Origin of the sequence: Metapseudomonas boanensis (assembly GCF_042232855.1) — a bacterium.
GTDB lineage: Bacteria > Pseudomonadota > Gammaproteobacteria > Pseudomonadales > Pseudomonadaceae > Metapseudomonas > Metapseudomonas boanensis.
Genome location: NZ_CP113889.1, coordinates 2,813,593 through 2,834,548 on the forward strand (window position 1 = coordinate 2,813,593; position 20,956 = coordinate 2,834,548).

20 protein-coding genes and 1 riboswitch are annotated in these 20,956 nt (G+C 62.1%); of the genes, 11 read left to right on the plus strand and 9 right to left on the minus strand.

Annotation, left to right across the window (positions count from 1 at the left end; all coding sequences use genetic code 11):
* The first annotated feature begins 25 nt into the window (after positions 1-25).
* Together OXH74_RS12975 and OXH74_RS12980 are read left to right on the plus strand one after the other, a co-directional pair.
* Positions 26-616 (plus strand): GNAT family N-acetyltransferase, encoded by a 591-nt coding sequence (locus OXH74_RS12975; RefSeq protein WP_375741524.1) that lies wholly within the window; start codon positions 26-28, stop codon positions 614-616.
* Positions 613-1,491 (plus strand): carbon-nitrogen hydrolase family protein, encoded by an 879-nt coding sequence (locus OXH74_RS12980; protein WP_375741525.1) that lies wholly within the window; start codon positions 613-615, stop codon positions 1,489-1,491. Before OXH74_RS12975 ends, OXH74_RS12980 begins: the two co-directional genes overlap by 4 nt.
* Positions 1,492-1,584: 93 nt before the next feature.
* Here the strand turns inward: OXH74_RS12980 and OXH74_RS12985 are convergent, their stop codons facing one another.
* Both OXH74_RS12985 and OXH74_RS12990 read right to left on the minus strand, forming a co-directional pair.
* Positions 1,585-3,483 carry an acyltransferase family protein gene (locus OXH74_RS12985; protein ID WP_375741526.1) on the minus strand — a complete coding sequence of 633 codons (1,899 nt, stop codon included), beginning with the start codon at positions 3,481-3,483 and terminating at the stop codon, positions 1,585-1,587.
* A gap of 131 nt (positions 3,484-3,614) precedes the next feature.
* Positions 3,615-5,138, minus strand: coding sequence for a fumarate hydratase (locus OXH74_RS12990; RefSeq protein WP_375741527.1), 1,524 nt, complete (start codon positions 5,136-5,138; stop codon positions 3,615-3,617).
* A gap of 219 nt (positions 5,139-5,357) precedes the next feature.
* Here OXH74_RS12990 and OXH74_RS12995 point away from each other — a divergent pair, with 219 nt between their 5' ends.
* From OXH74_RS12995 to OXH74_RS13010, 4 genes are all read left to right on the plus strand, one after another.
* Positions 5,358-6,485 (plus strand): diguanylate cyclase domain-containing protein, encoded by a 1,128-nt coding sequence (locus OXH74_RS12995; protein ID WP_375741528.1) that lies wholly within the window; start codon positions 5,358-5,360, stop codon positions 6,483-6,485.
* A complete protein-coding gene (locus OXH74_RS13000; protein ID WP_375741529.1) occupies positions 6,478-7,419 on the plus strand; it encodes an iron-sulfur-binding ferredoxin reductase in 942 nt (313 codons plus the stop codon). The genes OXH74_RS12995 and OXH74_RS13000 overlap by 8 nt, the downstream gene beginning before the upstream one ends.
* 34 nt (positions 7,420-7,453) lie before the next feature.
* Positions 7,454-8,227, plus strand: coding sequence for an enoyl-CoA hydratase (locus OXH74_RS13005; protein WP_375741530.1), 774 nt, complete (start codon positions 7,454-7,456; stop codon positions 8,225-8,227).
* Positions 8,228-8,621: 394 nt separating this feature from the next.
* Complete coding sequence (locus OXH74_RS13010; protein ID WP_375741531.1) at positions 8,622-8,909, plus strand: hypothetical protein; 288 nt, start codon at positions 8,622-8,624, stop codon at positions 8,907-8,909.
* A 61-nt stretch (positions 8,910-8,970) separates the two neighbouring features.
* Here the strand turns inward: OXH74_RS13010 and OXH74_RS13015 are convergent, their stop codons facing one another.
* Positions 8,971-10,137, minus strand: a complete 1,167-nt coding sequence (locus OXH74_RS13015) for a 1-acyl-sn-glycerol-3-phosphate acyltransferase (protein ID WP_375741532.1) — start codon at positions 10,135-10,137, stop codon at positions 8,971-8,973.
* Positions 10,138-10,239: 102 nt separating this feature from the next.
* Between OXH74_RS13015 and OXH74_RS13020 the strand changes: the two genes are divergently transcribed.
* The 3 genes from OXH74_RS13020 to OXH74_RS13030 are packed head-to-tail and all read left to right on the plus strand — an operon-like array spanning position 10,240 to position 11,319.
* Entirely contained in the window at positions 10,240-10,422 is a 183-nt protein-coding gene (locus tag OXH74_RS13020; RefSeq protein ID WP_215379809.1) for a CPXCG motif-containing cysteine-rich protein, read from the plus strand.
* The gene (locus tag OXH74_RS13025) at positions 10,422-10,682 is read left to right on the plus strand and encodes a putative signal transducing protein (protein ID WP_215379811.1); all 261 of its coding nucleotides are present in this window, start codon (positions 10,422-10,424) and stop codon (positions 10,680-10,682) included. Before OXH74_RS13020 ends, OXH74_RS13025 begins: the two co-directional genes overlap by 1 nt.
* A gap of 22 nt (positions 10,683-10,704) precedes the next feature.
* The gene (locus OXH74_RS13030) at positions 10,705-11,319 is read left to right on the plus strand and encodes an SOS response-associated peptidase (RefSeq protein ID WP_375741533.1); all 615 of its coding nucleotides are present in this window, start codon (positions 10,705-10,707) and stop codon (positions 11,317-11,319) included.
* 152 nt (positions 11,320-11,471) lie between these two features.
* Here the strand turns inward: OXH74_RS13030 and OXH74_RS13035 are convergent, their stop codons facing one another.
* Entirely contained in the window at positions 11,472-13,613 is a 2,142-nt protein-coding gene (locus OXH74_RS13035; protein ID WP_375741534.1) for a methyl-accepting chemotaxis protein, read from the minus strand.
* Between the two features lie 173 nt (positions 13,614-13,786).
* Here OXH74_RS13035 and OXH74_RS13040 point away from each other — a divergent pair, with 173 nt between their 5' ends.
* Both OXH74_RS13040 and OXH74_RS13045 read left to right on the plus strand, forming a co-directional pair.
* Positions 13,787-14,602: a M48 family metallopeptidase gene (locus tag OXH74_RS13040; protein WP_375741535.1), complete on the plus strand. Its 816-nt coding sequence runs from the start codon at positions 13,787-13,789 to the stop codon at positions 14,600-14,602.
* Positions 14,603-14,702: 100 nt separating this feature from the next.
* Positions 14,703-15,686 carry an NAD-dependent epimerase/dehydratase family protein gene (locus OXH74_RS13045; protein ID WP_375741536.1) on the plus strand — a complete coding sequence of 328 codons (984 nt, stop codon included), beginning with the start codon at positions 14,703-14,705 and terminating at the stop codon, positions 15,684-15,686.
* Positions 15,687-15,696: 10 nt separating this feature from the next.
* Here the strand turns inward: OXH74_RS13045 and OXH74_RS13050 are convergent, their stop codons facing one another.
* The 5 genes from OXH74_RS13050 to OXH74_RS13070 form a co-directional block, all read right to left on the minus strand.
* Positions 15,697-16,140, minus strand: coding sequence for an ester cyclase (locus tag OXH74_RS13050; RefSeq protein WP_375741537.1), 444 nt, complete (start codon positions 16,138-16,140; stop codon positions 15,697-15,699).
* 190 nt (positions 16,141-16,330) lie between these two features.
* Positions 16,331-16,912, minus strand: coding sequence for a TMEM165/GDT1 family protein (locus tag OXH74_RS13055; protein ID WP_375741608.1), 582 nt, complete (start codon positions 16,910-16,912; stop codon positions 16,331-16,333).
* A 236-nt stretch (positions 16,913-17,148) separates the two neighbouring features.
* A riboswitch (yybP-ykoY riboswitch) is annotated at positions 17,149-17,256 on the minus strand.
* Between the two features lie 47 nt (positions 17,257-17,303).
* Positions 17,304-18,764 carry an amino acid permease gene (locus OXH74_RS13060; protein ID WP_375741609.1) on the minus strand — a complete coding sequence of 487 codons (1,461 nt, stop codon included), beginning with the start codon at positions 18,762-18,764 and terminating at the stop codon, positions 17,304-17,306.
* Positions 18,765-18,867: 103 nt separating this feature from the next.
* Positions 18,868-19,866, minus strand: coding sequence for a methyltransferase (locus OXH74_RS13065; RefSeq protein WP_375741538.1), 999 nt, complete (start codon positions 19,864-19,866; stop codon positions 18,868-18,870).
* A gap of 49 nt (positions 19,867-19,915) precedes the next feature.
* Positions 19,916-20,878 carry a 2-hydroxyacid dehydrogenase gene (locus OXH74_RS13070; protein WP_375741539.1) on the minus strand — a complete coding sequence of 321 codons (963 nt, stop codon included), beginning with the start codon at positions 20,876-20,878 and terminating at the stop codon, positions 19,916-19,918.
* Positions 20,879-20,956 lie beyond the last annotated feature (78 nt).

Below are 20,956 nucleotides of genomic sequence, written 5' to 3' on the forward strand. Positions count from 1 at the left end.
CCACATCAGCAAAACGACCGCGTCCATGCATATCCGTCTGCTACATGGCCCAGCCATCGCGCCGCACATCGGCAACCTTGCTCGCCTGCGCCTGACTGTATTCCGCGAGTTTCCCTACCTCTACAACGGCACGCTCGAATACGAAGCCGAGTACCTGGCGACCTATGCCGAGTCGCCGGAGAGCCTGTTCGTCCTGGCGCTGGATGGTGAGCGAGTAGTGGGGGCATCCACCGGTCTGCCGCTGGTCGATGAAACGGAGGAGTTCCTGCAGCCGTTCCGCGAGCAAGGCTGGGACCCTTCGAGGATCTTCTACTTCGGCGAGTCGGTGCTGCTGCCCGAGTACCGGGGAACCGGTCTGGGCGTGCGCTTCTTCGCCGAGCGCGAAGCCTATGCGAGGCGGCTTGGGCGTTTCGAACACTGCGCCTTCTGCGCAGTCGAGCGTCCGCTCGATCATCCGCGCCGCCCGCTGGATTACCAGCCGCTCAATGAGTTTTGGCAGCGACGAGGCTATCGCCATTACCCGCAGCTCAGGACCGAATACCACTGGCGCGACTTGGACGAAGCCCAGGAGTCCGCCAAACCCATGTCCTTCTGGCTCAAGGAACTTGCCCCATGATCAGGATCGCCGCTTGCCAGTACGCCATCGAGTTGCACGAGACCTGGGAATCTTACGCGGCGCATCTACACGGACTATGTAGAGAAGCCGCTGAGGCTGGCGCACAATTGCTGGTGCTGCCGGAATACGCGGGCCTGGTGCTGACCGGGCAGCTGCCTCGCGAAGAGCGCAGCGACCTGCTGGCGTCCATCGCCGGTATCCAGCCACTGCTTGGCCGCTGGCTGGCATTATGTGCCGACATTGCCCGGCAGTTTGACCTGTATCTGCTTCCCGGCAGCCTGCCCGTGCGTGACGCTGATGGCCTTTACCGCAACCGCGCTTGGCTGTTCGGCCCGGATGGCTTCTTGGGCAGCCAGGACAAGCTGATCATGACGCGTTTCGAGCGCGAGCAGTGGGACATCGCTGCTGGAGAAGGCCTGCGGGTTTTCGATACGCCCTTCGGGCGGTTGGGCATTCTGATCTGCTACGACAACGAATTCCCGCTGTTGGCGCGGACCCTGGCCGAGGCCGGGGCCGACCTGATCCTTGCGCCCAGTTGCACTGATACTGAAGCTGGCTACCACCGCGTCCGCATAGGCGCCCAGGCCCGTGCACTGGAGAACCAGATCGCCGTGCTGCAGGCGCCCACCGTCGGTCCCGCACCCTGGTCGCCGGCGCTGGACGAGAACATCGGCCGCGCCGGCCTCTACGTGCCACCGGACTATGGCATGCCCAGTAACGGCGTGATTGCTGAAAGCCCCGAGCTTTGTCCCGAAAACAGTCGATGGCTGCTTTGTGACCTGGACCTGGCCGAAGTGCGCCGGGTACGCGTCGAAGGCCAGGTGTTCACCCGTCGTGACTGGCCGGAGCAGTTCAGGCAGGCAAGGCTTCGGTAGGGGGGACGTCGTTTGCCCCTTCAAGAAATAAAAACGCCCGGCCAATGCTGGGCGTTTTTGTCTGGTTGCCGAGATGTCCATCGAGAACGTCGATCAGAAGTCCTTGAAGGAGGGTGCAGCCAATTCGCCGTAGCGAGTCGAACCGATCTCGTTCAGGTGATGATTGTCAAAGTAGATGAGCACGCCTTCATCGAAAGGCGCCTCGGAGAACAGTTCACTTTCGGAGAGGTTCAGGAAGCGGGCTGACTTGTGTTGCGCGACGATCTGGGCGATTCGGCTGTTTGCCGTTTGCCATTCTTCGTTGCGCGTTCTTACTACTGGCAGACCGAGGCGTTCGAATCTGTTCATGCGCTGCATATTAGTGTTGAACATGGGCAGCTGGGCCATGACCAGTACTTGCTGACTCCGCGCGTCAGTACTCGCCAGGAACTGATCAAAGGCTTGCAGGAACTTGTCGCTTTGCGCCTGGTATTGCCACATGGCGGCAATGACGATTTTGTCAGCCTTCTGGAGGAACGGGGCGGCTGCATCGATCTGCGATCTGCAAGGGGCTTGAGCCCATTCCGGAAGGCGTTCGATATCGAAACCGGGGATGGTAACGCAGCTGCTGCCAGTGATGACTCGGGCCGCCAAAAGGTTCGCTCTGCCGACGACGTCGAAGAAAACGTTCAATTGTGCTGCATGGCTATCGCCGAGGACGAGGAGCGTATTCTGGCTATCGTGGTCCCCCCTGATGCAGTCGCCAATAATTGTTCCGTGGCAGATCGTTCCACTTGGCGCGTAGCGAGTCTGTTCCAGGGGAAGGGGATCGATCACCGAGCGATTCAGCGTTTCAGACAGGGTCAGCATCGGGACGGTGATCAGGCCGACTACAGCAATACGTTTGATGGTCGACCGACCTGTTCCTTGAGATCGGAAAGGGCACTCGATCCAGCGGTAAGACAAATAGGAAAGACCAAGGGTCAGCAGTGCGAATGACAACAGGTAGGAAAGTTGGAGTTCATATTGACCGGTGTAGTAACGCATTGCCGACAGAATCGGCCAGTGCCAGAGGTAAAGTGAGTAGGACAGGGCGCCAATCCAGACCATTGTGCCTGTGGATAAGACCGAACTGATGGCGCTGCGCCTTGCTGCAATCATGAGCATCACGCCCAAGCAGGGCACCAAGGCGGTTACACCAGGAAACGCCAGGGACTCGTTGATCCAGCAGAAGCTTCCCATCACCAGGCCCAGTCCGATGCAGGCCAGGATATTGGCGAGCCGGGGCGACCAGTTATCGCCCGGCTTGAAGATGGCGAGGCATGAGCCGAGCAGGAATTCCGGGATACGTGCCACCAGGGAAAAGTACATTTCCTGCCGGTTGCCGGGATCATTCAGGCGATAGGTCACATAGGCTGTCAGGGCCATCGCCAGGCTGGGTAATAACACTCGATGGAAGCGCGCAGGCACCACAACCAACAAGAGGGGCAGGATCAGATAGAACTGCATTTCCACTGCCAGCGACCAGGTGTGGATCAGCGGAAGCTCATGCGCGGTGGGTGCAAAGTAGTTTCCAAAACCGGCGAAATATTGGTTGCTGTTGAAATAGGCGGCTGCTTTCAAGCTCTTTTCAAAGAACCTGAAGTCATCCGGAGTAAGCAGAACGGCCATCACGCCTGAAACGATTGCAAGCAAAGCGACGTAAGCCGGCACGATCCGCTTGAGTCTGCTCAGGTAGAACTCACTGAACTTGAATCGCCCCGATTGTTGCTGGCGCGAGATGATGGATGTAATCAGAAAGCCTGATATCACCAGGAACACGTCGACACCGACGAATCCACCGGGCAGCCAGTTTTTGTTGGTGTGAAAGAGGATTACGGCCATTACGGCGATGGCTCGCAGCCCTTGGATATCGTCCCGCTGCAAAAGCGCCGGTGCGTTCGCACTTTCCAGAGAACGAGAGAGCTGATGCACTGTCGAGGGCTGGTCGATGTACTTGTTTGCGCTTGGCATAGGCTAACTACGTCGGGTTAAGCAATTGATTTGCGACTTAACCATCGAGTCTGATGGATTGTCGATGTCTTCCGTCGCCAACAAAAAAACGCCCAGCCAAAAGGCCGGGCGTTTTCTTCAGCGGTTGAAGCTTACTTCACTTCCACCGCAAGGTTTTCCGCAATCTTCTTCTGCCAGATGGCCGGGCCGGTGATGTGCACCGACTCGCCGTTGGTATCGACCGCGACGGTGACTGGCATGTCCTTCACGTCGAACTCGTAGATGGCTTCCATACCGAGTTCTTCGAAGGCCAGCACCTTGGACTTCTTGATCGCCTGGGCCACCAGGTAGGCAGCGCCGCCGACGGCCATCAGGTAGACGGCCTTGTTGTCCTTGATCGCTTCGATGGCGATGGGGCCACGCTCGGACTTGCCGATCATACCCAGCAGGCCAGTCTGCTCCAGGATCTGACGGGTGAACTTGTCCATGCGGGTAGCAGTGGTGGGGCCGGCTGGGCCAACCACTTCGTCGCCGACCGGATCGACCGGGCCAACGTAGTAAATGAAGCGGCCCTTCAGGTCCACCGGCAGTTGCTCGCCCTTGTTCAGCATGTCGACCATGCGCTTGTGCGCAGCGTCGCGGCCGGTGAGCATCTTGCCGTTGAGCAGCAGGGTTTCGCCCGGCTTCCAGCTCTGCACTTCTTCCGGAGTGATGCTGTCCAGGTCAACACGGCGAGCGGACGGGCCGGCTTCCCAGACGATTTCCGGGTAGGCGTCCAGTGACGGGGCTTCCAGGCTGGCCGGGCCGGAGCCGTCGAGCACGAAGTGCGCGTGACGGGTGGCGGCGCAGTTGGGGATCATGCACACCGGCAAGGATGCGGCGTGAGTCGGGTAGTCCATGATCTTGACGTCGAGCACGGTGGTCAGGCCGCCCAAGCCCTGGGCGCCGATGCCCAACTGGTTGACCTTCTCGAACAGCTCGAGGCGCATCTCCTCGATTTTGGTCTGCGGGCCGCGTGCCTTCAGCTCGTGAATGTCGATCGGGTCCATCAGGACTTCTTTCGCCATCACCGCGGCTTTTTCGGCAGTACCACCGATGCCGATGCCGAGCATGCCCGGCGGGCACCAGCCAGCGCCCATGGTCGGGACGGTCTTCAGTACCCAGTCGACGATGGAATCGGAAGGGTTGAGCATGGCCATCTTCGACTTGTTCTCGGAGCCGCCGCCCTTGGCGGCCACGTCCACTTCCACTTTGTCACCGGGGACGATGGAGTAGTGGATGACCGCTGGGGTGTTGTCCTTGGTGTTCTTGCGGGCCCCTGCCGGGTCGGCCAGGATGGAGGCGCGCAGGACGTTTTCCGGCAGGTTGTAGGCACGGCGTACGCCTTCGTTGATCATGTCGTCGACGCTCATGGTGGCACCGTCCCAGCGCACGTCCATGCCGACGCGGACGAACACGGTGACAATACCGGTGTCCTGGCAGATCGGGCGATGGCCAGTGGCGCACATGCGGGAGTTGATCAGGATCTGCGCCATGGAATCGCGCGCGGCGGGCGACTCTTCACGCCGGTAGGCCTCGTGCATGGCCTGGATGAAATCGACGGGATGGTAGTAGGAAATGAACTGCAGGGCGTCGGCGACACTCTGGATCAGATCGTCTTGCTTGATCACGGTCATGGGGTGCGCTCCTCTTCGAACGGGAACATCTGGGAAGCGCCGGACCACGACCCGGCGCGCTTTCAAGGCTCAAAAGGCGCGGCAGTATAGCGCGTGCTCCGTCTCGGGCACAGTCGCGGGTTGTTGACCTTGGTCGGTTGTCGGACACTTCCTACGGACTATGTTTTTTGTGATCACAAGGTTACATTGATGGCATGGTGCCATTGCGGGAAGGAGCCCATGAGCCCATCCAACCAGCGGGTAAGCCATCGAGCGCTGCAAAGCTTGCTGCTGAAACGCTTCGGTATGGCCGCCGTTACCTATTTCATGAGCCTGTCGTTGTGCTGGATCGCTATCTTCGGCGGACTCTTTCGGGGCCCTCTGTCCACGGCCCTGGCCAGCACCGGGCTGGTGATCCTTTCGCAACTGGTGTTTCTCGCGTTATTCACTAGCGGTCGAAATCTACGATTCAGCGACCCCAGCCTGACCGAGGCACAGGTGCTGGTCGCAATCTGTTGGCATACCTGGTTGCTCTCGCTCGTCGACACTGCCCGGGGCACTTTGCTGGTGATGTACGTGCTGATCATGCTATTCGGCGTGTTCCAGTTGAGGCCCAGGCTATTCGCGCGCTGTGCGGCCTTCGCTTTTTTCGCCTTCGCCGGACTCAACTTGCTGGAGGCCTATCAGATGCGCTTGGCGGAGCCGAGCCTGGCGCTGCTGCAGGTGTGCGCATTACTCGTGGTGATGGTCTGGCTAAGCCTGTTTGCCAGCTATGTCCAGGCCCTGAGGCAGCGGATGCGCCAGCGCCGATTCGCGTTGCAGGCGCACCAGGACACCCTGCGCGGCATGATGCGCCAGCTGGAAGACCTGGTTGCCACTGATGAGCTGACGGGTTTGTTCAATCGCCGCCATTTCCTGAGACTGGCCTCACGCGAACTCGAAAACCTCTCGCCGAGCCATCAGCACGGCATAGCGCTGATCGACCTCGATCATTTCAAACGGATCAATGACGGCCATGGGCACGCTGTCGGCGATCGCGTGCTGCAGACGTTCGCTACGGTGGCGCGAGGCTGCCTGCGGGAAGGTGACGTCCTGGCCCGCTATGGCGGCGAGGAATTCGTCCTGCTATTGCCCAACTGCGATGCCGATCGCATCACCGCCTGCTGTGAGCGCTTGCGCAAGGCGTTCGCCAACGCCGAACTGGCTTGCGTCGATGTGCAGAGCTTGAGCCTGTCAGTCGGGATGACCCTGGTGGGGTTGGGCGATGATCTCGATGATGCGCTGCAACGGGCGGATCAGGCACTCTATCGAGCGAAGCGCAATGGACGTAACCGTTGCGATGCTGCTTGGGAGAGGCTGGGTGCCTGAACTCGAAGTTGCCGGAAAGCGCTGGACTGTAGAGCCTGCCACCAATCTGCTGGATGCTCTGAACGCGGCGGGCTGTAACGTGCCCTATAGCTGCCGGGCGGGCAGTTGCCATGCCTGCATGGTGCGTTGCGTTTCTGGCGAGCCAGCGGACGCGCGGCCCGATGCCCTGGATGCTGGGCGACGCACGGAGGGTTGGCGGCTGGCCTGTCAGTGCCTGGTGGTGGAGGACTTGGTGGTCGAGGTATTCGATCCGCTGCGCGATGGTCTCGCGGCCGAGGTCCTGTCTGTGGATTGGCTCATTCCAGACGTGTTGCGCCTGCGCCTATCTCCACTGCGACCTTTTCGTTATAGCGCCGGCCAGCATGTGCTGTTGTGGAACGACGAGGGTATTGCCAGGCCGTATTCCCTGGCGAGCCTGCCTGGCGAAGATGACTTCCTGGAATTCCACCTGGAGTGCCGCGACCCTGGCCTGTTCAGTGGTCGCGCGCGTCGCCTGCGGCCCGGAGACGTGCTACGTCTGGGCGAGTTGCATGGCGGAGCGTTGCACTATGACCCTGCGTGGGATGACCGGCCTTTGCTGTTGCTGGCCTCCGGCACTGGCTTGGCGCCGCTCTGGGGTCTTTTGCGGGAAGCTCTGCGCCAGCATCATTCGGGGCCTATCCGTGTCATTCACCTGGCCCATGATGCCTCCGGCCATTACCTGGCTGAGCCGCTTGCAGTACTTGCGGCGGCGCATGCCTCGGTGCAGGTCGAACTGATTACTCCGGCGGAGCTGCCAGGGATTTTGGCGCAATTCCGCCTTGTTTCCCGCAGGACCGTCGCCTTACTCTGCGGCCAGCCCGCCAGCGTCGATGAATTTGCGCGCCGGCTTTACCTGGCCGGTCTGCCACGAAACCAATTGCTGGCTGATGTATTCCTGACTCGCGTCCCTTGAGCGCGAGGACCTATAAGAACCGAGGACCATCCCAATGAGCGAGCACATTCTCGTCGAGCGCGAGCAGGGTCTGCTGACGCTGCGCATGAACCGTCCGGACAAGATGAACGCGCTGACCCGCGCAATGTACAGCCGTATGGCCGAGGTGCTGGACGGCGCCAACGAGGACCGCAGTGTCCGGGCCGTGCTGATTACCGGTAGCGAAGAGTGCTTCACCAGCGGCAATGACATTGCCGACTTCCTGCAAGAGCCGCCGTCGGGGATGGATAGCCCGGTGTTCCAGTTCATGCGTGCGCTGTTCGACTTCAGCAAGCCCGTGGTGGCGGGGGTCAGTGGCCCGGCAGTGGGCATCGGTACCACGTTGTTGCTGCACTGCGATCTGGTCTATGTCAGCCGCGACGCCAAGCTGAAAATGCCGTTCGTCAACCTGGGTCTTTGCCCGGAGTTTGGTTCCAGCCTGATCCTGCCGCGCTTGCTTGGCCATGCGAAGGCTTCGGAACTGCTGCTGCTCGGAGAATCCTTCACTGGCGAACAGGCTGCAGCCTGGGGCATCGCCAACGCGGCACTGGAGAGTGGCGCAGCAACCCAGGCCAAGGCTCTGGAGTCGGCACGTCGATTCCTCGAGTTGGCCCCTTCGGCGCTGGAAGTGAGCAAGCACCTGATGCGCGCGCCAGGGCGCGAAGAACTACGCCGGGTGATCACCGAAGAGGGCGAACTGTTCGGCCAGCGCTTGCGCTCACCAGAGGCGGTGGAGGCCTTGTCGGCATTCATGCAGCGGCGAAAGCCGGATTTTTCCAGGTTCGTTTGATTCCTTGGTGATGCATTTATTGTGGGTACGAATCTATTCGCAATGCAGGCCAAGGGTGTGCCCTTCAGGGTTTGGGGACTGCTTTGCAGCCCTTTGCGAATGATTTCGCACTCGCGGGGGGCCGTCCCTCTGGGGAGCCAAGTGACCATGGATTTCTGTAGGCGGCCGGTTTGTGCCAGACGCCCCGTGAAGCTTTTCGCGAATGAAAGCCCTCCCGCAGGTAGCCGGGCCGTATGGCGACCTGATGCACGGCATTCGTCGGAATGACCGCCCAGTCGCCGGCGGCTTCGGTAGACTCTCGAACCTTGTTTGGTCGTCCAGAATTCTGGGCTTCCTGATCGTTCTGGTTTTACAGGTGGCGTGCCTTTGGTACACACCTGAAGCGGAGTTGAAGATGTCGCTGCAGGCGCTTTGGGCAATGTTTATGGCTCACCCGGCCCAGGTCGTAAATGGCCTGGCCATGTTCTTTGCGTGTGCAGGTGCTTGGGTGCTGGTCGCCACTCGCTTGCGCGAACAGCGCAGCGTTGCGCAACTTGCGGCCGACAGCAAGGTCGAGGAGCTTGAGGAAGAGGCTGCGTTCCAGGATGAGCCCTCTCGACGCTTGAACCACTTCTTCTACGCCTTCGGCTACTTCAGCCTGGCGGTGGCCCTGGGTGTCTCCTGGGCAAGCACCCAACTCTGAAGCGCTTGCGCAGACATGAAAACGGCGACCCTGGGGTCGCCGTTTTGCATTGCAGGCCGCGTTAAAGCGGCAGGCCCGCCTTGATTCGGTACTGGTTGCGTACCGGGGTCGCGTACTGCAGTACCAGGAAAGGCCGCTGTTCCTCCGAGCAGGCGCTCAGGCGCTTCTGCCATTCGGCCTTGGCCGCTGCCAACTCGTCGGCGGGGAAAACTGCGGAGGCATCGGGTACCTTCAGCTCCGGGTCTTTCTGGTCCCACATCGCATAGGCCAGATAATGCGCCGGGAACAGCCGGTAGCCGCTGAGAATCTGCTTGTCGATCTCCGCTGCCAGCTGCTTGGCATCCTCGCTGGCGCTGCCGACCACGCTGCCGAAGTTGATATGAACCCGGCCCTTGTAGCCGGTGATACCCAGGGCAATGCTGGCATCGTCCTCGCCCGGGGACTTGGTATAGCTGCCGGTGCTGGCGCGGATCTGCAACTCCCGGGCCTTGGCCTGATCGCAGGGGTCATACTCGTAACTGATCGACACCGGGACCAGGTGCAGATCGCGGATCACTGCGGCGAAGGACTCATCCTTGCGGCTCATGTGAAACATCTTGAGGATCGCCGAATCGGTGCGGTCGTCCCCGTCCTTGGCGCGGCCTTCAGCTTGGGCGATCCAGATGGATTGGCCGTCGTTGCGGATCGAATGGTTGATGTAGGCCGAGAGCAGCTGGTAGGCGGCCAGCTTCTCGCGTCGCCCAGTGATCGAGCGGTGCACGATGAAGCTCTTGTTCAGACGCATCAGGTCGGAAACGAATGGCTTCTGTAGCAGGTTATCGCCGATGGCGATGCGTGGCGTCGGCAGGTTGGCGTGGTACACGGCGTAGTTGACGAAGGCCGGGTCCATCACGATATCGCGGTGGTTGGCGAGAAACAGATACGCAGTGCCGGGCTTCAGGCGTTCGACGCCGGAATAGGTCACGCCATCGGTCGCGCGCACGATGGTGTTGTCCACATAGTGCTCGATGCGATCCTGCAGCGCGGCGACCGACTTGATGCCGTTGAACTCACGACGCAGGCGATGAGCTATAACAGGCTTCAGAAGCCAGCCCAGTGGGCCCGCCAACTTGGGGAAACGGTAGCGGGTGAGCGTGCCGAGGAAGGCGTCATCGGCGAACAGGCGCGCCAGTACTGCCGGGACTTCAGCATCATCGTAGGGTCGGATGGCTTCGAATTCGCCCATCATGGTCTCTTGTTCTGGATACGGCTGGAGGGTGGATGCGAGCCCGGGGATGCAGGGCCTCAAATAGACCGGCGATTATACCTGCAAGTCACACAGGAGGCGGCGATGCTGGAAACACAGGATTATCAGTGCCCTTACTGCGGAGAACCCGTGGAAGCGGTCCTCGACCTTTCCGCCGGTGATCAGCAGTACATCGAGGATTGCCCGGTCTGCTGCCAGCCGATTGTCTTCGACCTCCGGACCGATGGCGTCGACTGGACTCTCGAGGTCCGGAGGGAGGATGACTGATGCAGCGTATCTATGAGCCGCAAGACCTGATCGAGGCCGAGCTGTTGCTGGGTATGCTGGCCAGCGAAGGGGTGGAGGCTCATTTGGCTGGTGGACATCTACTCGGCGCCATCGGCGAGTTGCCGCCAGCCGGATTGCTCGGCCTGCTGGTCGAGGACCAGCAGGCCGAACGGGCGCGGGGCTTGATCGCCGCGTACAATGCCGCGCAACCCTTGCCGGGCGAAGAGCCTGACAGCTATCCCGGCACTCTGCTCTGTTGAGCCTCTTCCCTGGTTGGTTCCCATGTCCGGACGCTTCGCACTCTTTCGCTGGTCGCCCGCGCTGACGGCCTTGCCCGGATTCCCGGGCGACCAGCAGCCCCATTGGAACCTCGCGCCCGGCGGGCGTGTGCTGATGATCCGCGAGACACAATGCGAGCGGCGCATCGACCTGGCACGCTGGGGGCTGACACCCGCCTGGCTGACCGACCTGTCCAGGACGCCCGCCCATGCCCGTGCCGAAACAGTGGCCGAGCAGCCGATGTTCCGCGACGCGTTCCGCGCCCGGCGCTGCCTGCTGCCGGCCAATGGCTTCTATGAGTGGCGCGGGGTTCGCAAGCGGCCCTACTGGATCAGCGCCGAGGGCGGGATGATGTACTTCGGAGCGCTCTGGGAGGCCTACCCGGCGGGAGGCGTCGAGTACCTTAGCGTGGCGTTGGTGACTCTGGCCGCTGCGGACCTGCGCCGGCCCCTATTGCTCGATGAGGAGGCTCAGCGCATCTGGCTGAGCACTGAAAGCAGCGAGCCGGAGCTGCTGGCGCTGCTCGCCAAGCCACAAATGCAGCTACGCGAACGCGCCCTGGCGAATCTGGTAAACGATCCGAAGCTGGATGGGCCGGAGTGCCTGACGCCGGCGTGAGGACAACGGGATGACGGCAGATCTCATGGATGCGAATTCATTCGCAAAGGGCTGCCTTGCAGCCTCTCGGTTTCCCGGCAGGTCCAAGACCTGCATCGCGAATGAATCCCCACCCAGATTAGGGTGTCCCACCGACACGCGGGCCTTTTACCTCACACCCTGAATTGATTGATCAACCGGCGTTGCTGCTCGGCCAGCTTGGTCAGTTCGGCACTGGCGTGGGAGGCTTCGTCGGCGCCGCCAGCGACTTCGTTGGCCACCTGGCCGATGTTGATCACGTTGCGGTTGATGTCCTCGGCTACCGCACTCTGCTCTTCGGCCGCGCTTGCGATCTGGATGTTCATGTCATTGATCACCGAGACCGCCTGGGTAATTGACTCCAGGGCATGGGCAGCCTCGGTGGCGTGCTGCACGCTGGCGTCGGTTTTCTGCTGGCTGTCCTGCATCACCTTGACCACCTCGTGGGTACCGCTCTGCAGTTGCTGGATCATGGTCTGGATTTCTTCCGTGGCCTGCTGGGTCTTTTGCGCTAGGTTGCGCACTTCGTCCGCTACCACGGCGAAGCCTCGGCCTTGTTCGCCGGCGCGTGCTGCTTCGATCGCCGCATTCAGCGCCAGCAGGTTGGTCTGCTCGGCAATGCCACGAATAGCCACCAGGATTGCGTTGATGTTCTCGCTGTCCTTGGCCAGTGCCTGGACGACGCTCACCGCGTGGCTGATTTCCGTGGCGAGCACGGAAATAGCGTCTGCAGTGCTTTGCACGATACGCTTGCCGTGGTTCGCGGCCTGGTCGGCATGGCTGGCGGCTTCCGCTGCATGGGTGGCATTGCGGGCCACGTCCTGCGCAGTGGCGGTCATCTCGTGGACGGCGGTGGCCACCAGCTCGATTTCCGCCAGCTGCTTCTGCACGCCCTGGTTGGTGCGGATGGCGATGTCGGCGGTGTGCTCGGAGGAGTCGCTGACTTTCTGCACCGAGCTGACGACCTGGCTGATCATCGCCTGCAACTTACCGAGGAAGGTGTTGAAGCCGCCTGCGATGGCGCCCATCTCGTCCGCCCGCTCGTTGCGCAGGCGTTGGGTGAGGTCGCCTTCGCCCTTGGCGATGTCGTCGAGCATGCCGACCATCTCGCGCAGCGGCCGGGCGATGCCGTAGCCGACGAACCAGATCACCAGCAGGCCCAGGCCGGCGATGAGCAGGCCGACCAGGGTCATGCCGACGATATCGGCATCACGCTGGGCCTTGAGTTCGCTTTGCAGTTGGTTGAGTTCGCCAAATACCACCGCTTGCGGTAGTTGCAGCAGCAGGGTCCAGCGCACGCCAGTGTCGGCGATGGTGAAGGGAAGTAGCAGCTCGATCTGCTGGTGCTCGCTGTCCCAGGTGTAGGAGGGTTGCCCAGCGGCAAGCGTGGCCAGTCTGGCGACTTCTTCTGCCGGCAGGACGCTGGAGGCCAGTTCGCCAAGTTTGGTCACGTCCTTGGTGTAGGCCACCAAGCGACCATTGGCGGAAATCAGGGCGATTTCGCCGGCGCCATCGTACAGGTTCTGATCGGCGTTCTTCAGCAGTTCCTGAATGAACTCGAGGGACAAGTCTGCCCCCACGGCGCCGCGAAACTTGCCGTCGACCAGGATCGGCGCGTTGAACGACGACATCATCACCATCTTGCCGCCCATCTCGTAGGGGGCCGGATCGACGATGCAGGGACGCAGGCCTTCTTTCGGGCACAGGTAATATTCGCCCTCGCGGACTCCCGTCGCCAGCTGCTTCTCGCTTTCCAGGGTGGCCCCCATCGGCTCGACCGTGAGGCTGCCATCGGCCTTGCGGTACCACCAGGGCATGAAGCGGCCGCTGGCACTGTAGCCGTCGGCGTCGCGACCGACGTACTCGGCATCGCTGCCAGCGAAAGCGTCGGGCTCCCAGGCCGCGAAGGTATCCAGCAGCTTGGGGTTCTGCACGACGGTCTGACGCAGTAGACGGGACATTTCGTCCCGACCGATTTCCAGTTCAGACAAGCCGTTGGCCCCTGTCTGGCCCATCAGCATGTTGGTGCTAGCCAGTCCCTTGACCACCGTGAGTGGGTATTCCAATTCCCGCTGGATCTGGCTGACCTGCGACCGCGCCAATGCGACAAGACGTTCCTTGATGCCCTGCTCGAGCAACGCCTGGGCGCGCTGCTGGACTAGATCCTGGGTGTGCGCACCGGAAAACAGGGCATACAACACAAGGGCGGCGACCACTGCCAGCACGCTGGCACCGGCCAGGGCAGCGATGGAGAATTGGATGGACCTGAACTTCATAGGGGCTCCGGATACAGAAATCACGCCTGGCCCTCTGTATCGGCAGGCAGATGAAAATTCCTGAGTCCGGGACGCAGATAAAAACGGCGTTTTGCATGTCCATATGCGACACGGTTGCCGCGTCTTCAAGCGCAGCCGTAGCATATCGTCCGTTGTATCTGTGGAGAGCCACCATGGCCAAGCTGTTTTACCTGTCCGGACTGACCGCGGCCCTTCTCCTGGCGGGCTGCCAGGCTGTCAATACCACGAGCGGTGGGGCAGTGGGCGTCGATCGGCAACAGTACATGTTCAGCATGCTGTCGACGTCAGAGGTCAACCAGATGTACGCGCAGTCCTACCAGCAGACGTTGAGCGAAGCCTCGCAGAAGGGGGTACTGGATAAGAGCAGCGCCAACGCCCGTCGCGTCAATGCGATCGCCAAGCGGCTGATCGCGCAGGCACCTGTCTTCCGTCCCGATGCCGCGCAGTGGGCCTGGGACGTCAACCTGATCGACAACGACGACCTCAATGCCAACTGCGGCCCGGGCGGCAAGATCATTGTTTACAGTGGCCTGATCGAGAAGCTCAATCTCACCGATGACGAACTGGCTGCGGTGATGGGCCACGAAATTGCCCATGCCCTGCGCGAGCACAGTCGTGAAGCCATGTCCAAAGCCTATGGCGTGCAGATGGCCAGCCAGATCGGCTCGGTTCTCGGCGTGGGCCAGGCCGGCTTGGGTATGGCCAACGCTGGGGTCGAGTACCTGATGACGTTGCCGAACAGCCGCGGCAATGAAAACGAAGCCGATTTGATCGGTCTGGAGCTGGCGGCTCGTGCCGGCTACAACCCGAACGCGTCCATCAGCCTCTGGCAGAAAATGAGCAAGGCTGGAGGAGGTGCACCGCCGGAGTTCATGAGCACCCACCCGTCGTCCAGCACGCGCATGGCCTCGCTGCAGGCGGCCATCCCGAAAGTCATGCCGCTCTACGAGCAGGCCAAGGGACGCTGATCCCGTTGATGGTCTGGCGGGCTCGCAATGCCCGTCCTAGACTGCTTGCCGTCCCCTGTTGCTATCGGGGGACGGTTCTGCAACGGATCGAGGAGCTGCAGTGAGAATCGCCGTACTCGGAGCCACCAGCCTGCTTGGCCATCACACGGCGCGGGCAGTGAAGTCCGCAGGGCACGAGCTGGTGTTGATTCACCGGCCTGAGTCACGGGTCGGACGCCTGAACTACCTGGAGCCGGAATGTCACGCCGTCGAGCGACTTGATTATGTCGGGTTGAGGCGGGCGCTGAAGGATATTGATGCGGTGGTCCGGTGCGATGACCCCTTCCCGCAAAAGCCGCGTCGTTGGCAGGAAGAGGTCGCCAGCGCGCTGGACGAGGCCAACCATTTCTATGCTGCCTGCCTGGCTACCCATGTGCCGCGCATCCTCTATGTCGGCAGTTCCATCGCCTTGCCGCGCCATCCGGAGGGCCTGCCTGGGCACGAAGGGCTGTTTTATGAGGGTATGCCACGCTGGCGCAATCCCTTCCTGCTGACCAGGTGGGCGTTGGACGAACAGGCTCGCGAACAGGCTCGTAGCGGCCTGCCGGTCATCATCGGGATTCCCGGAATGAGCCTGGGTGAAATGGATTTCGGGCCGAGCACCGGTCGCCTGATCACGGCGATTGGCAGCGGGCAGATGACGCACTACGTGGCGGGCCGGCGCAACTTGATCGATGCTGCTGATGCAGGGCGCGGGCTGCTGCTCACGCTGGAAAAGGGCCGCGTCGGGGAGCGCTACCTGCTCACTGGGCAGAACATCGAAATGAAGGCGCTGACTGAGCGCATCGCCCAGCTCTTGGGTGTAGCGCCGCCGCAACCCATGCCGTTGGCCCTGGCCCGTGGCATGGCGGTGCTTGGCCGTCTGCGCTATCGACTGTCCGGCGAGGCGCCAATGCTGGATGACGTGTCTGTCGCGTTCATGGTTGGGGGGCAGTTCCTGGATGGCAGCAAGGCGCGCAACGAACTGCGGTTTGTCGCCGAGACGCCCTTGGAGGAAACGCTGGAGCGGACCATTCGCTGGTTCCGCGCCAACGGTTATCTCTGAGCGGACTGCGTCAGGGTAGAGCTTTTTCGGCAAAGGGTTGAATCGACAGGCCCAGTTGGGCGCGGAAACTTTCCATGTCGAACATGGTGCAGATCTCCTGCACCTCGCCCAGGCTGTTGAAGGTCCAGAAGGCCATGGCCGAGATACTGAGGATCTTGTCGCTCGGCGGATAGCCGAGTGCCGGCTTCTGGATGCTGCCGATCAGCGTACTCCAGGTCACCACCTTGTTGCCTTCGGCAACGCATTCCTCGATCACGACTTCCAGGTCGGGCATCGCTTCGCGGATGTTCTGCACCATCTCGCAATAGGCGGCGCTGCCCAGTGGCCGACCGACGAAAGAACTCTTGTAAAGGAAATCCTTGCTTTGAAGCTGTTCGGCCAGAGCCAGGTGCCCCCTGTTCCACGACAGCTCGATGTGCTGGCGAACCCGCCGTTTCATATCGTCCAGTGACATGTGGTGCGTACCTGCGTCTGATCCCAGGCGGCACTTTACCAGCGCGATTCGCACTGCCATTGGCCGTAATGCCACTGTAGGTTGGCGTTGAGTGGAACGAAGCCCAACGTGCAAGCACTTCGTGCGGGCGCTCAGCCCGTCGTCCTGCCTGTTGGGCTTCGGCAAGGCCCAGCACCAACCTACGTTATGATCAGAGCACGCCGCTCAGGCTCAAGGCCTGGTACACGGCATAGGCAGCCAGGGCGGCAAAGGCTGCGGCGGCCAAGCGGCGGATCAGCGTCAGCGGCAGGCGGTCGGCCGCGAAGTTGCCTGCCAGCACCACCGGGACGTTGGCCGCCAGCATGCCGAGCGTGGTACCGAGTACCACGAGGATGAAATGCGGGTACTGGGCCGCGAGCATGACCGTGGCGACCTGGGTCTTGTCGCCCATTTCGGCGAGGAAGAAGGCGATCAGCGTCGTCAGAAAGGGGCCGTACTTCTTGAAGCCCGAGGCTTCGTCGTCGTCAATCTTGTCGGGCACCAGCGTCCACAAGGCCACGGCAGCGAAGGAGGCAGCGAGAACCCAGCTCAGGGTGGCGGCGGAAAAGAAGCTGGCGACCCAGTTGCCTACGGCGCCGGCGGCGAAATGGTTGGCCAGGGTGGCGGCAACGATGCCCCAGATGATCGGCCAGGGCTTGCGGAAACGCGCGGCCAGGAGCAGGGCGAGCAATTGCGTCTTGTCGCCGATTTCGGCCAGGGAAACGATCAGGGTAGGTACGAAGAGAGATTCCAGCATCAGGCTTCCTAAGGGGCGGGTCGACTAATCACCATGACACGCACAACCTGCCCGCCCCGGGTCAGGTGTAACGTGTCATAGGTCTTGTCAAACCGCTTTCCGTGTAAAAGGTGCCTGCGCTTGCTCATGCTGCGTTGAAGGCAGACTCGGAATGCTCATTTACAGTCGTAAATTCCGCTTCCTCGCCTAGCTTCGCCTTGCCTGATCTTCGCTCGGCTACTTTTTCCTACGGAAACCCATTAAGGGCTGGGTCGCATGCGCCATGGTCTGCTGACCAAGTGTGTTGACGCATGCCGGGCGAGCAGGGCGCTCGCGGGAGACTACTCCCCTAGGACGGGGCGCATTTTGCACAAGCCGGGTGGTCCCGGCAAGTGCAGATCGTCACGGCTCAGTCTTCACAGGCCCTGACATCCATGGCGTCGTAGCGAACCAGGCGCGAGCCTTTCTTGACGCGATAGCCGAGCCAGATGACGAGGAACAGCGGCAGGCTGATGTACGTCGCGGCAAGGCCAGCCCAGTCGATGCGATCGCCGAAGAACGCCTGGTAGTTCTGTCCGAGGGTGATGGCCAGGCAGAGGGCGAAGGCGAACAGTGGGCCAAAGGGGAACAGTTTTGCGCGGTAGGGCAGGTCTTCCAGGCGGCCGCCTTGGGCCAGGTAGCCTTTGCGGAAGCGGTAGTGGGAGATGGCGATGCCCAGCCAGGCGATGAAGCCACACATGCCCGAGGTGTTCAGTAGCCAGGTGTAGAGCGTGGAGTTGCCGACGATGGAGGTAAAGAAGCACAGTGCGCCGACCAGGGTGGTGGCATACAGCGCGTTGCGCGGCACGCCGCTGTTGGAGAGGCGGGCGAAGAGTCTGGGCGCTTTGCCCTGCAGGGCCAAGTTGTAGAGCATGCGGGTGGAGGCGTACATCCCCGAGTTGCCCGCCGAAAGGATGGCCGTGAGGATCACCGCGTTCATCACGCTGGCGGCAGCCGCAAAGCCGGCGCGTTCGAACAGCAGGGTAAACGGCGAGACGCTGATGTCGCTGGCATCGTTCTTCATAAGATTGGGATCGGTGTAGGGAATCAGCACGCCAATCACAAAGATCGCCAGGATGTAGAACATCAGGATTCGCCAGAACACCTGGCGGATGGCGATGGGGATGTTCTTCCTCGGGTTCTCGGATTCACCGGCGGCGATGCCGATCAGCTCCGTGCCCTGGAACGAGAAACCGGCGATCATCGCGACTCCGACCATGGCCTGGAGCCCGCCGACGAAGGGTGCATCGCCCTCGGTGAAGTGGCTGAAACCGGGGGACGCGATGCCGCCCATGATGCCGAAGATGGTGGCCAGGCCGATGCCGATGAAGATCACTACCGTGACCACCTTGATCAGCGCGAACCAGAATTCGCTCTCGCCGAAACCCTTCACCGACACGACATTCAGCAAGAACATCAGGCCGAGGAACAGGGCGCTCCAGTAGATCCCCGGGATGTCTGGGAACCAGAAACTCATGATCAGCTGGGCCGCCACCAGTTCGGCGGCAATGGTCACCGCCCAGTTGTACCAATAGTTCCAGCCCAGGGCGAAGCCGAAGCCTTCATCGACGAAGCGGCTGCCATAAGTGCTGAACGAGCCGGAAACAGGCATATGGGCAGCCATTTCACCCAGGCTGGTCATGAGGAAGTAGACCATCAGACCAATCAGCGCATAAGCCAGTAGCGCGCCGCCGGGGCCGGCGGTCGCAACCGTCGCACCGGATGCGACGAACAGGCCGGTGCCGATGGAGCCGCCAATGGCGATCATGTTCAGGTGGCGAGGTTTCAGGTCCCTGTGCAGCCCTTCCCTTGGGGGCGTAGCACTGCCGATGTTCAAGTTGGTCACGCAAAACTCCAGGTATCCCGGTCAATGCCGGGCCAGGCAGCCAGCGAGTGGCCGCTCCATTGGGGATCAGGTTGGGTTGCCCGCCGAATTAGCTGTGGCGGGCGCTGTAGATTCGGAAGCCGTCACCCTCTGCGAGTGTGCGGCAGGGGCCGAGGTAACGCTCGATGAGCGGCGGATATTTGAGGAAGCTGTTGGCCACCAGGCGCAGTTCGCCACCGCGCTGCAGGTGGGCAACTGCCTCGTGCAGCAAGTCTTCGCTGGCCTGGTAGTCGGTGTGCACGCCCTGGTGGAACGGCGGATTGCTGACGATGGCGCTGAGCCCTTCAGGGGCACCGTGGATGCCATCGGCCGTCATCACATCGGCCTCCAGGCCATTCGCGGCCAGGGTCAGGCGGCTGCTGGCAGCGGCGAAGGCGTCCACGTCCAACAACGTCAGGCGGCTCTGTGGATAACGTCGCTTGAGCACCGCCCCCAGCACCCCTGCACCGCAGCCGAAATCGAGCATGTGGCCACCGGGCAGGCCGTCCAGCTGCTGCAGGAGCAGCGCGGTGCCGCGGTCGAGTCGACCGTGGCTGAAGACACCAGGCAGGCTGATGACCTCCAGCGGACCATCCGCCAGCTCCAGGCGATAGCGCTGGGCAAGGCTTTCCAGATCGGGCGCGGCGGGGGGCTGTTCGATGCTTACCTGCCAGAGTTGGCAGTGGCGTGCGCTATCCAGCTTGCGTGGCTTGCCGAACGCGGCCAGTTGCTTGGCGGCGCGCTCGATGCCGCCGCGCTTCTCGCCCACGAGGAACAGTTCGCCAGCCGGCAAGCGCGCAGCCAGGGCAGCCAGCAGATAGTCGGTCAGCTCGCGGGATTTCGGCAGGAACAACACGGCGGCGACGAACTCGCTTTCAGGCGCTGTAGTACCGAAGTCGCAGCGGCCGGGAAAACGCACGTCCAACGCCGCCTGTTCGCCTGCATGCCAGCTCCAGCCGCGGGCCTGTGGCAGGGTGCCGAGCAGGTCATCGGCGGGGAGGCCGGCCAGCATTACCGGGCCTTGGAAGAGTTCCGCTTGGCGGAGCAGCACTTCACTGCGCGGGTCCATGGGCAAGGCTCCTGAAAAAAGCCGGGAATTCTAGCAGAACGCCCGGGCTTCAACCGACCACCCGGAGCGGCGCACCGTCGGAAAAGGCGCGAGCATTCTCCGCCAATTGCACGACGATCCGCTGTCGCGCCTCACGGCTGCCCCAGGCATTGTGGGGGGTGACGATCAACCTGGGGATATCTCCGGCCAGCAGCGGGTTGCCGTCGCGCGGGGGCTCCTGGGTCAGGACGTCGGTGGCGGCACCGCCAAGGTGGCCGTTGCGCAGTGCATCGGCGAGGGCTTGCTCGTCCACCAATCCACCACGGGCGGTGTTGACCAACAGGGCACCGGGCTTCATCGAGGCCAATTCGGTTGCGCCGATCATGTTGCGCGTCTGGTCGTTGAGCGGGCAGTGGAGGGTCAGGGCGTCCACCTGTGGCAGCAGCTGATGCAGCGGCATCCGATCCGCGCGTGGCGGGCGGCCAGGCAATTGGCCGAGCAGTACGCGCATGCCGAAGGCTTCGGCCAGTCGCGCAACCGCGCCGCCCAATTCGCCGTGGCCGAGCAGGCCGAGGGTCTTGCCTTGCAGCTCGATGATCGGGAAGTCCAGCAGGCAGAATTGGCTGGCCTGCTGCCAGCGGCCGGCGCGTACGGCAGTCTGATAGTCCGGCAGGCGGGTGGCTAAAGCGAGCAACAGTAGCAGCGTGTGTTGCGCCACCGAGGGAGTGCCGTAGGCCTGGCAGTTGCTTACGGTAATGCCTTGGGCGCTGGCGGCGGCCAGGTCGACGTTGTTGGTGCCGGTGGCCGCCACCAGGATCAGCTTGAGATCCGGGCAGGCGGCGAGGGTCGTGGCGTCGAGCGGGACCTTGTTGCTGATTGCGACCTGGGCACCCTGGAGGTGCTCGATCACCTGGTCGGGAGCGGTGTGCGGGTGCAGGTCCAGTTCATCGAAGGCCTGCTGGAGCGGTGCCATGTCGAGGTCGCCGAGGTCGAGGGAGGCGTGGTCGAGGAACACTGCGCGGCTTATTTTCATGCTGAGCTGTACCTTTTTCTGAGACATCCGAAGGCGTAAGGTGGCCAGCCTATCAGACCCGCTCCCAACCTTCGGAGG

What these genes read in the sequence shown, in the direction of transcription:
- OXH74_RS12995 (WP_375741528.1), top strand. Translation starts at nt 5,358, where the DNA reads ATGAGCCCATCCAACCAGCGGGTAAGCCATCGAGCGCTGCAAAGCTTG.
- OXH74_RS13005 (WP_375741530.1), top strand. Translation starts at nt 7,454, where the DNA reads ATGAGCGAGCACATTCTCGTCGAGCGCGAGCAGGGTCTGCTGACGCTG.
- OXH74_RS13035 (WP_375741534.1), bottom strand. Translation starts at nt 13,613, where the DNA reads ATGAAGTTCAGGTCCATCCAATTCTCCATCGCTGCCCTGGCCGGTGCC.
- OXH74_RS13030 (WP_375741533.1), top strand. Translation starts at nt 10,705, where the DNA reads ATGTCCGGACGCTTCGCACTCTTTCGCTGGTCGCCCGCGCTGACGGCC.
- OXH74_RS13065 (WP_375741538.1), bottom strand. Translation starts at nt 19,866, where the DNA reads ATGGACCCGCGCAGTGAAGTGCTGCTCCGCCAAGCGGAACTCTTCCAA.
- OXH74_RS13015 (WP_375741532.1), bottom strand. Translation starts at nt 10,137, where the DNA reads ATGATGGGCGAATTCGAAGCCATCCGACCCTACGATGATGCTGAAGTC.
- OXH74_RS13070 (WP_375741539.1), bottom strand. Translation starts at nt 20,878, where the DNA reads ATGAAAATAAGCCGCGCAGTGTTCCTCGACCACGCCTCCCTCGACCTC.
- OXH74_RS13010 (WP_375741531.1), top strand. Translation starts at nt 8,622, where the DNA reads ATGTCGCTGCAGGCGCTTTGGGCAATGTTTATGGCTCACCCGGCCCAG.
- OXH74_RS13040 (WP_375741535.1), top strand. Translation starts at nt 13,787, where the DNA reads ATGGCCAAGCTGTTTTACCTGTCCGGACTGACCGCGGCCCTTCTCCTG.
- OXH74_RS13020 (WP_215379809.1), top strand. Translation starts at nt 10,240, where the DNA reads ATGCTGGAAACACAGGATTATCAGTGCCCTTACTGCGGAGAACCCGTG.
- OXH74_RS13050 (WP_375741537.1), bottom strand. Translation starts at nt 16,140, where the DNA reads ATGTCACTGGACGATATGAAACGGCGGGTTCGCCAGCACATCGAGCTG.
- OXH74_RS12985 (WP_375741526.1), bottom strand. Translation starts at nt 3,483, where the DNA reads ATGCCAAGCGCAAACAAGTACATCGACCAGCCCTCGACAGTGCATCAG.
- OXH74_RS13025 (WP_215379811.1), top strand. Translation starts at nt 10,422, where the DNA reads ATGCAGCGTATCTATGAGCCGCAAGACCTGATCGAGGCCGAGCTGTTG.
- OXH74_RS12975 (WP_375741524.1), top strand. Translation starts at nt 26, where the DNA reads ATGCATATCCGTCTGCTACATGGCCCAGCCATCGCGCCGCACATCGGC.
- OXH74_RS12990 (WP_375741527.1), bottom strand. Translation starts at nt 5,138, where the DNA reads ATGACCGTGATCAAGCAAGACGATCTGATCCAGAGTGTCGCCGACGCC.
- OXH74_RS12980 (WP_375741525.1), top strand. Translation starts at nt 613, where the DNA reads ATGATCAGGATCGCCGCTTGCCAGTACGCCATCGAGTTGCACGAGACC.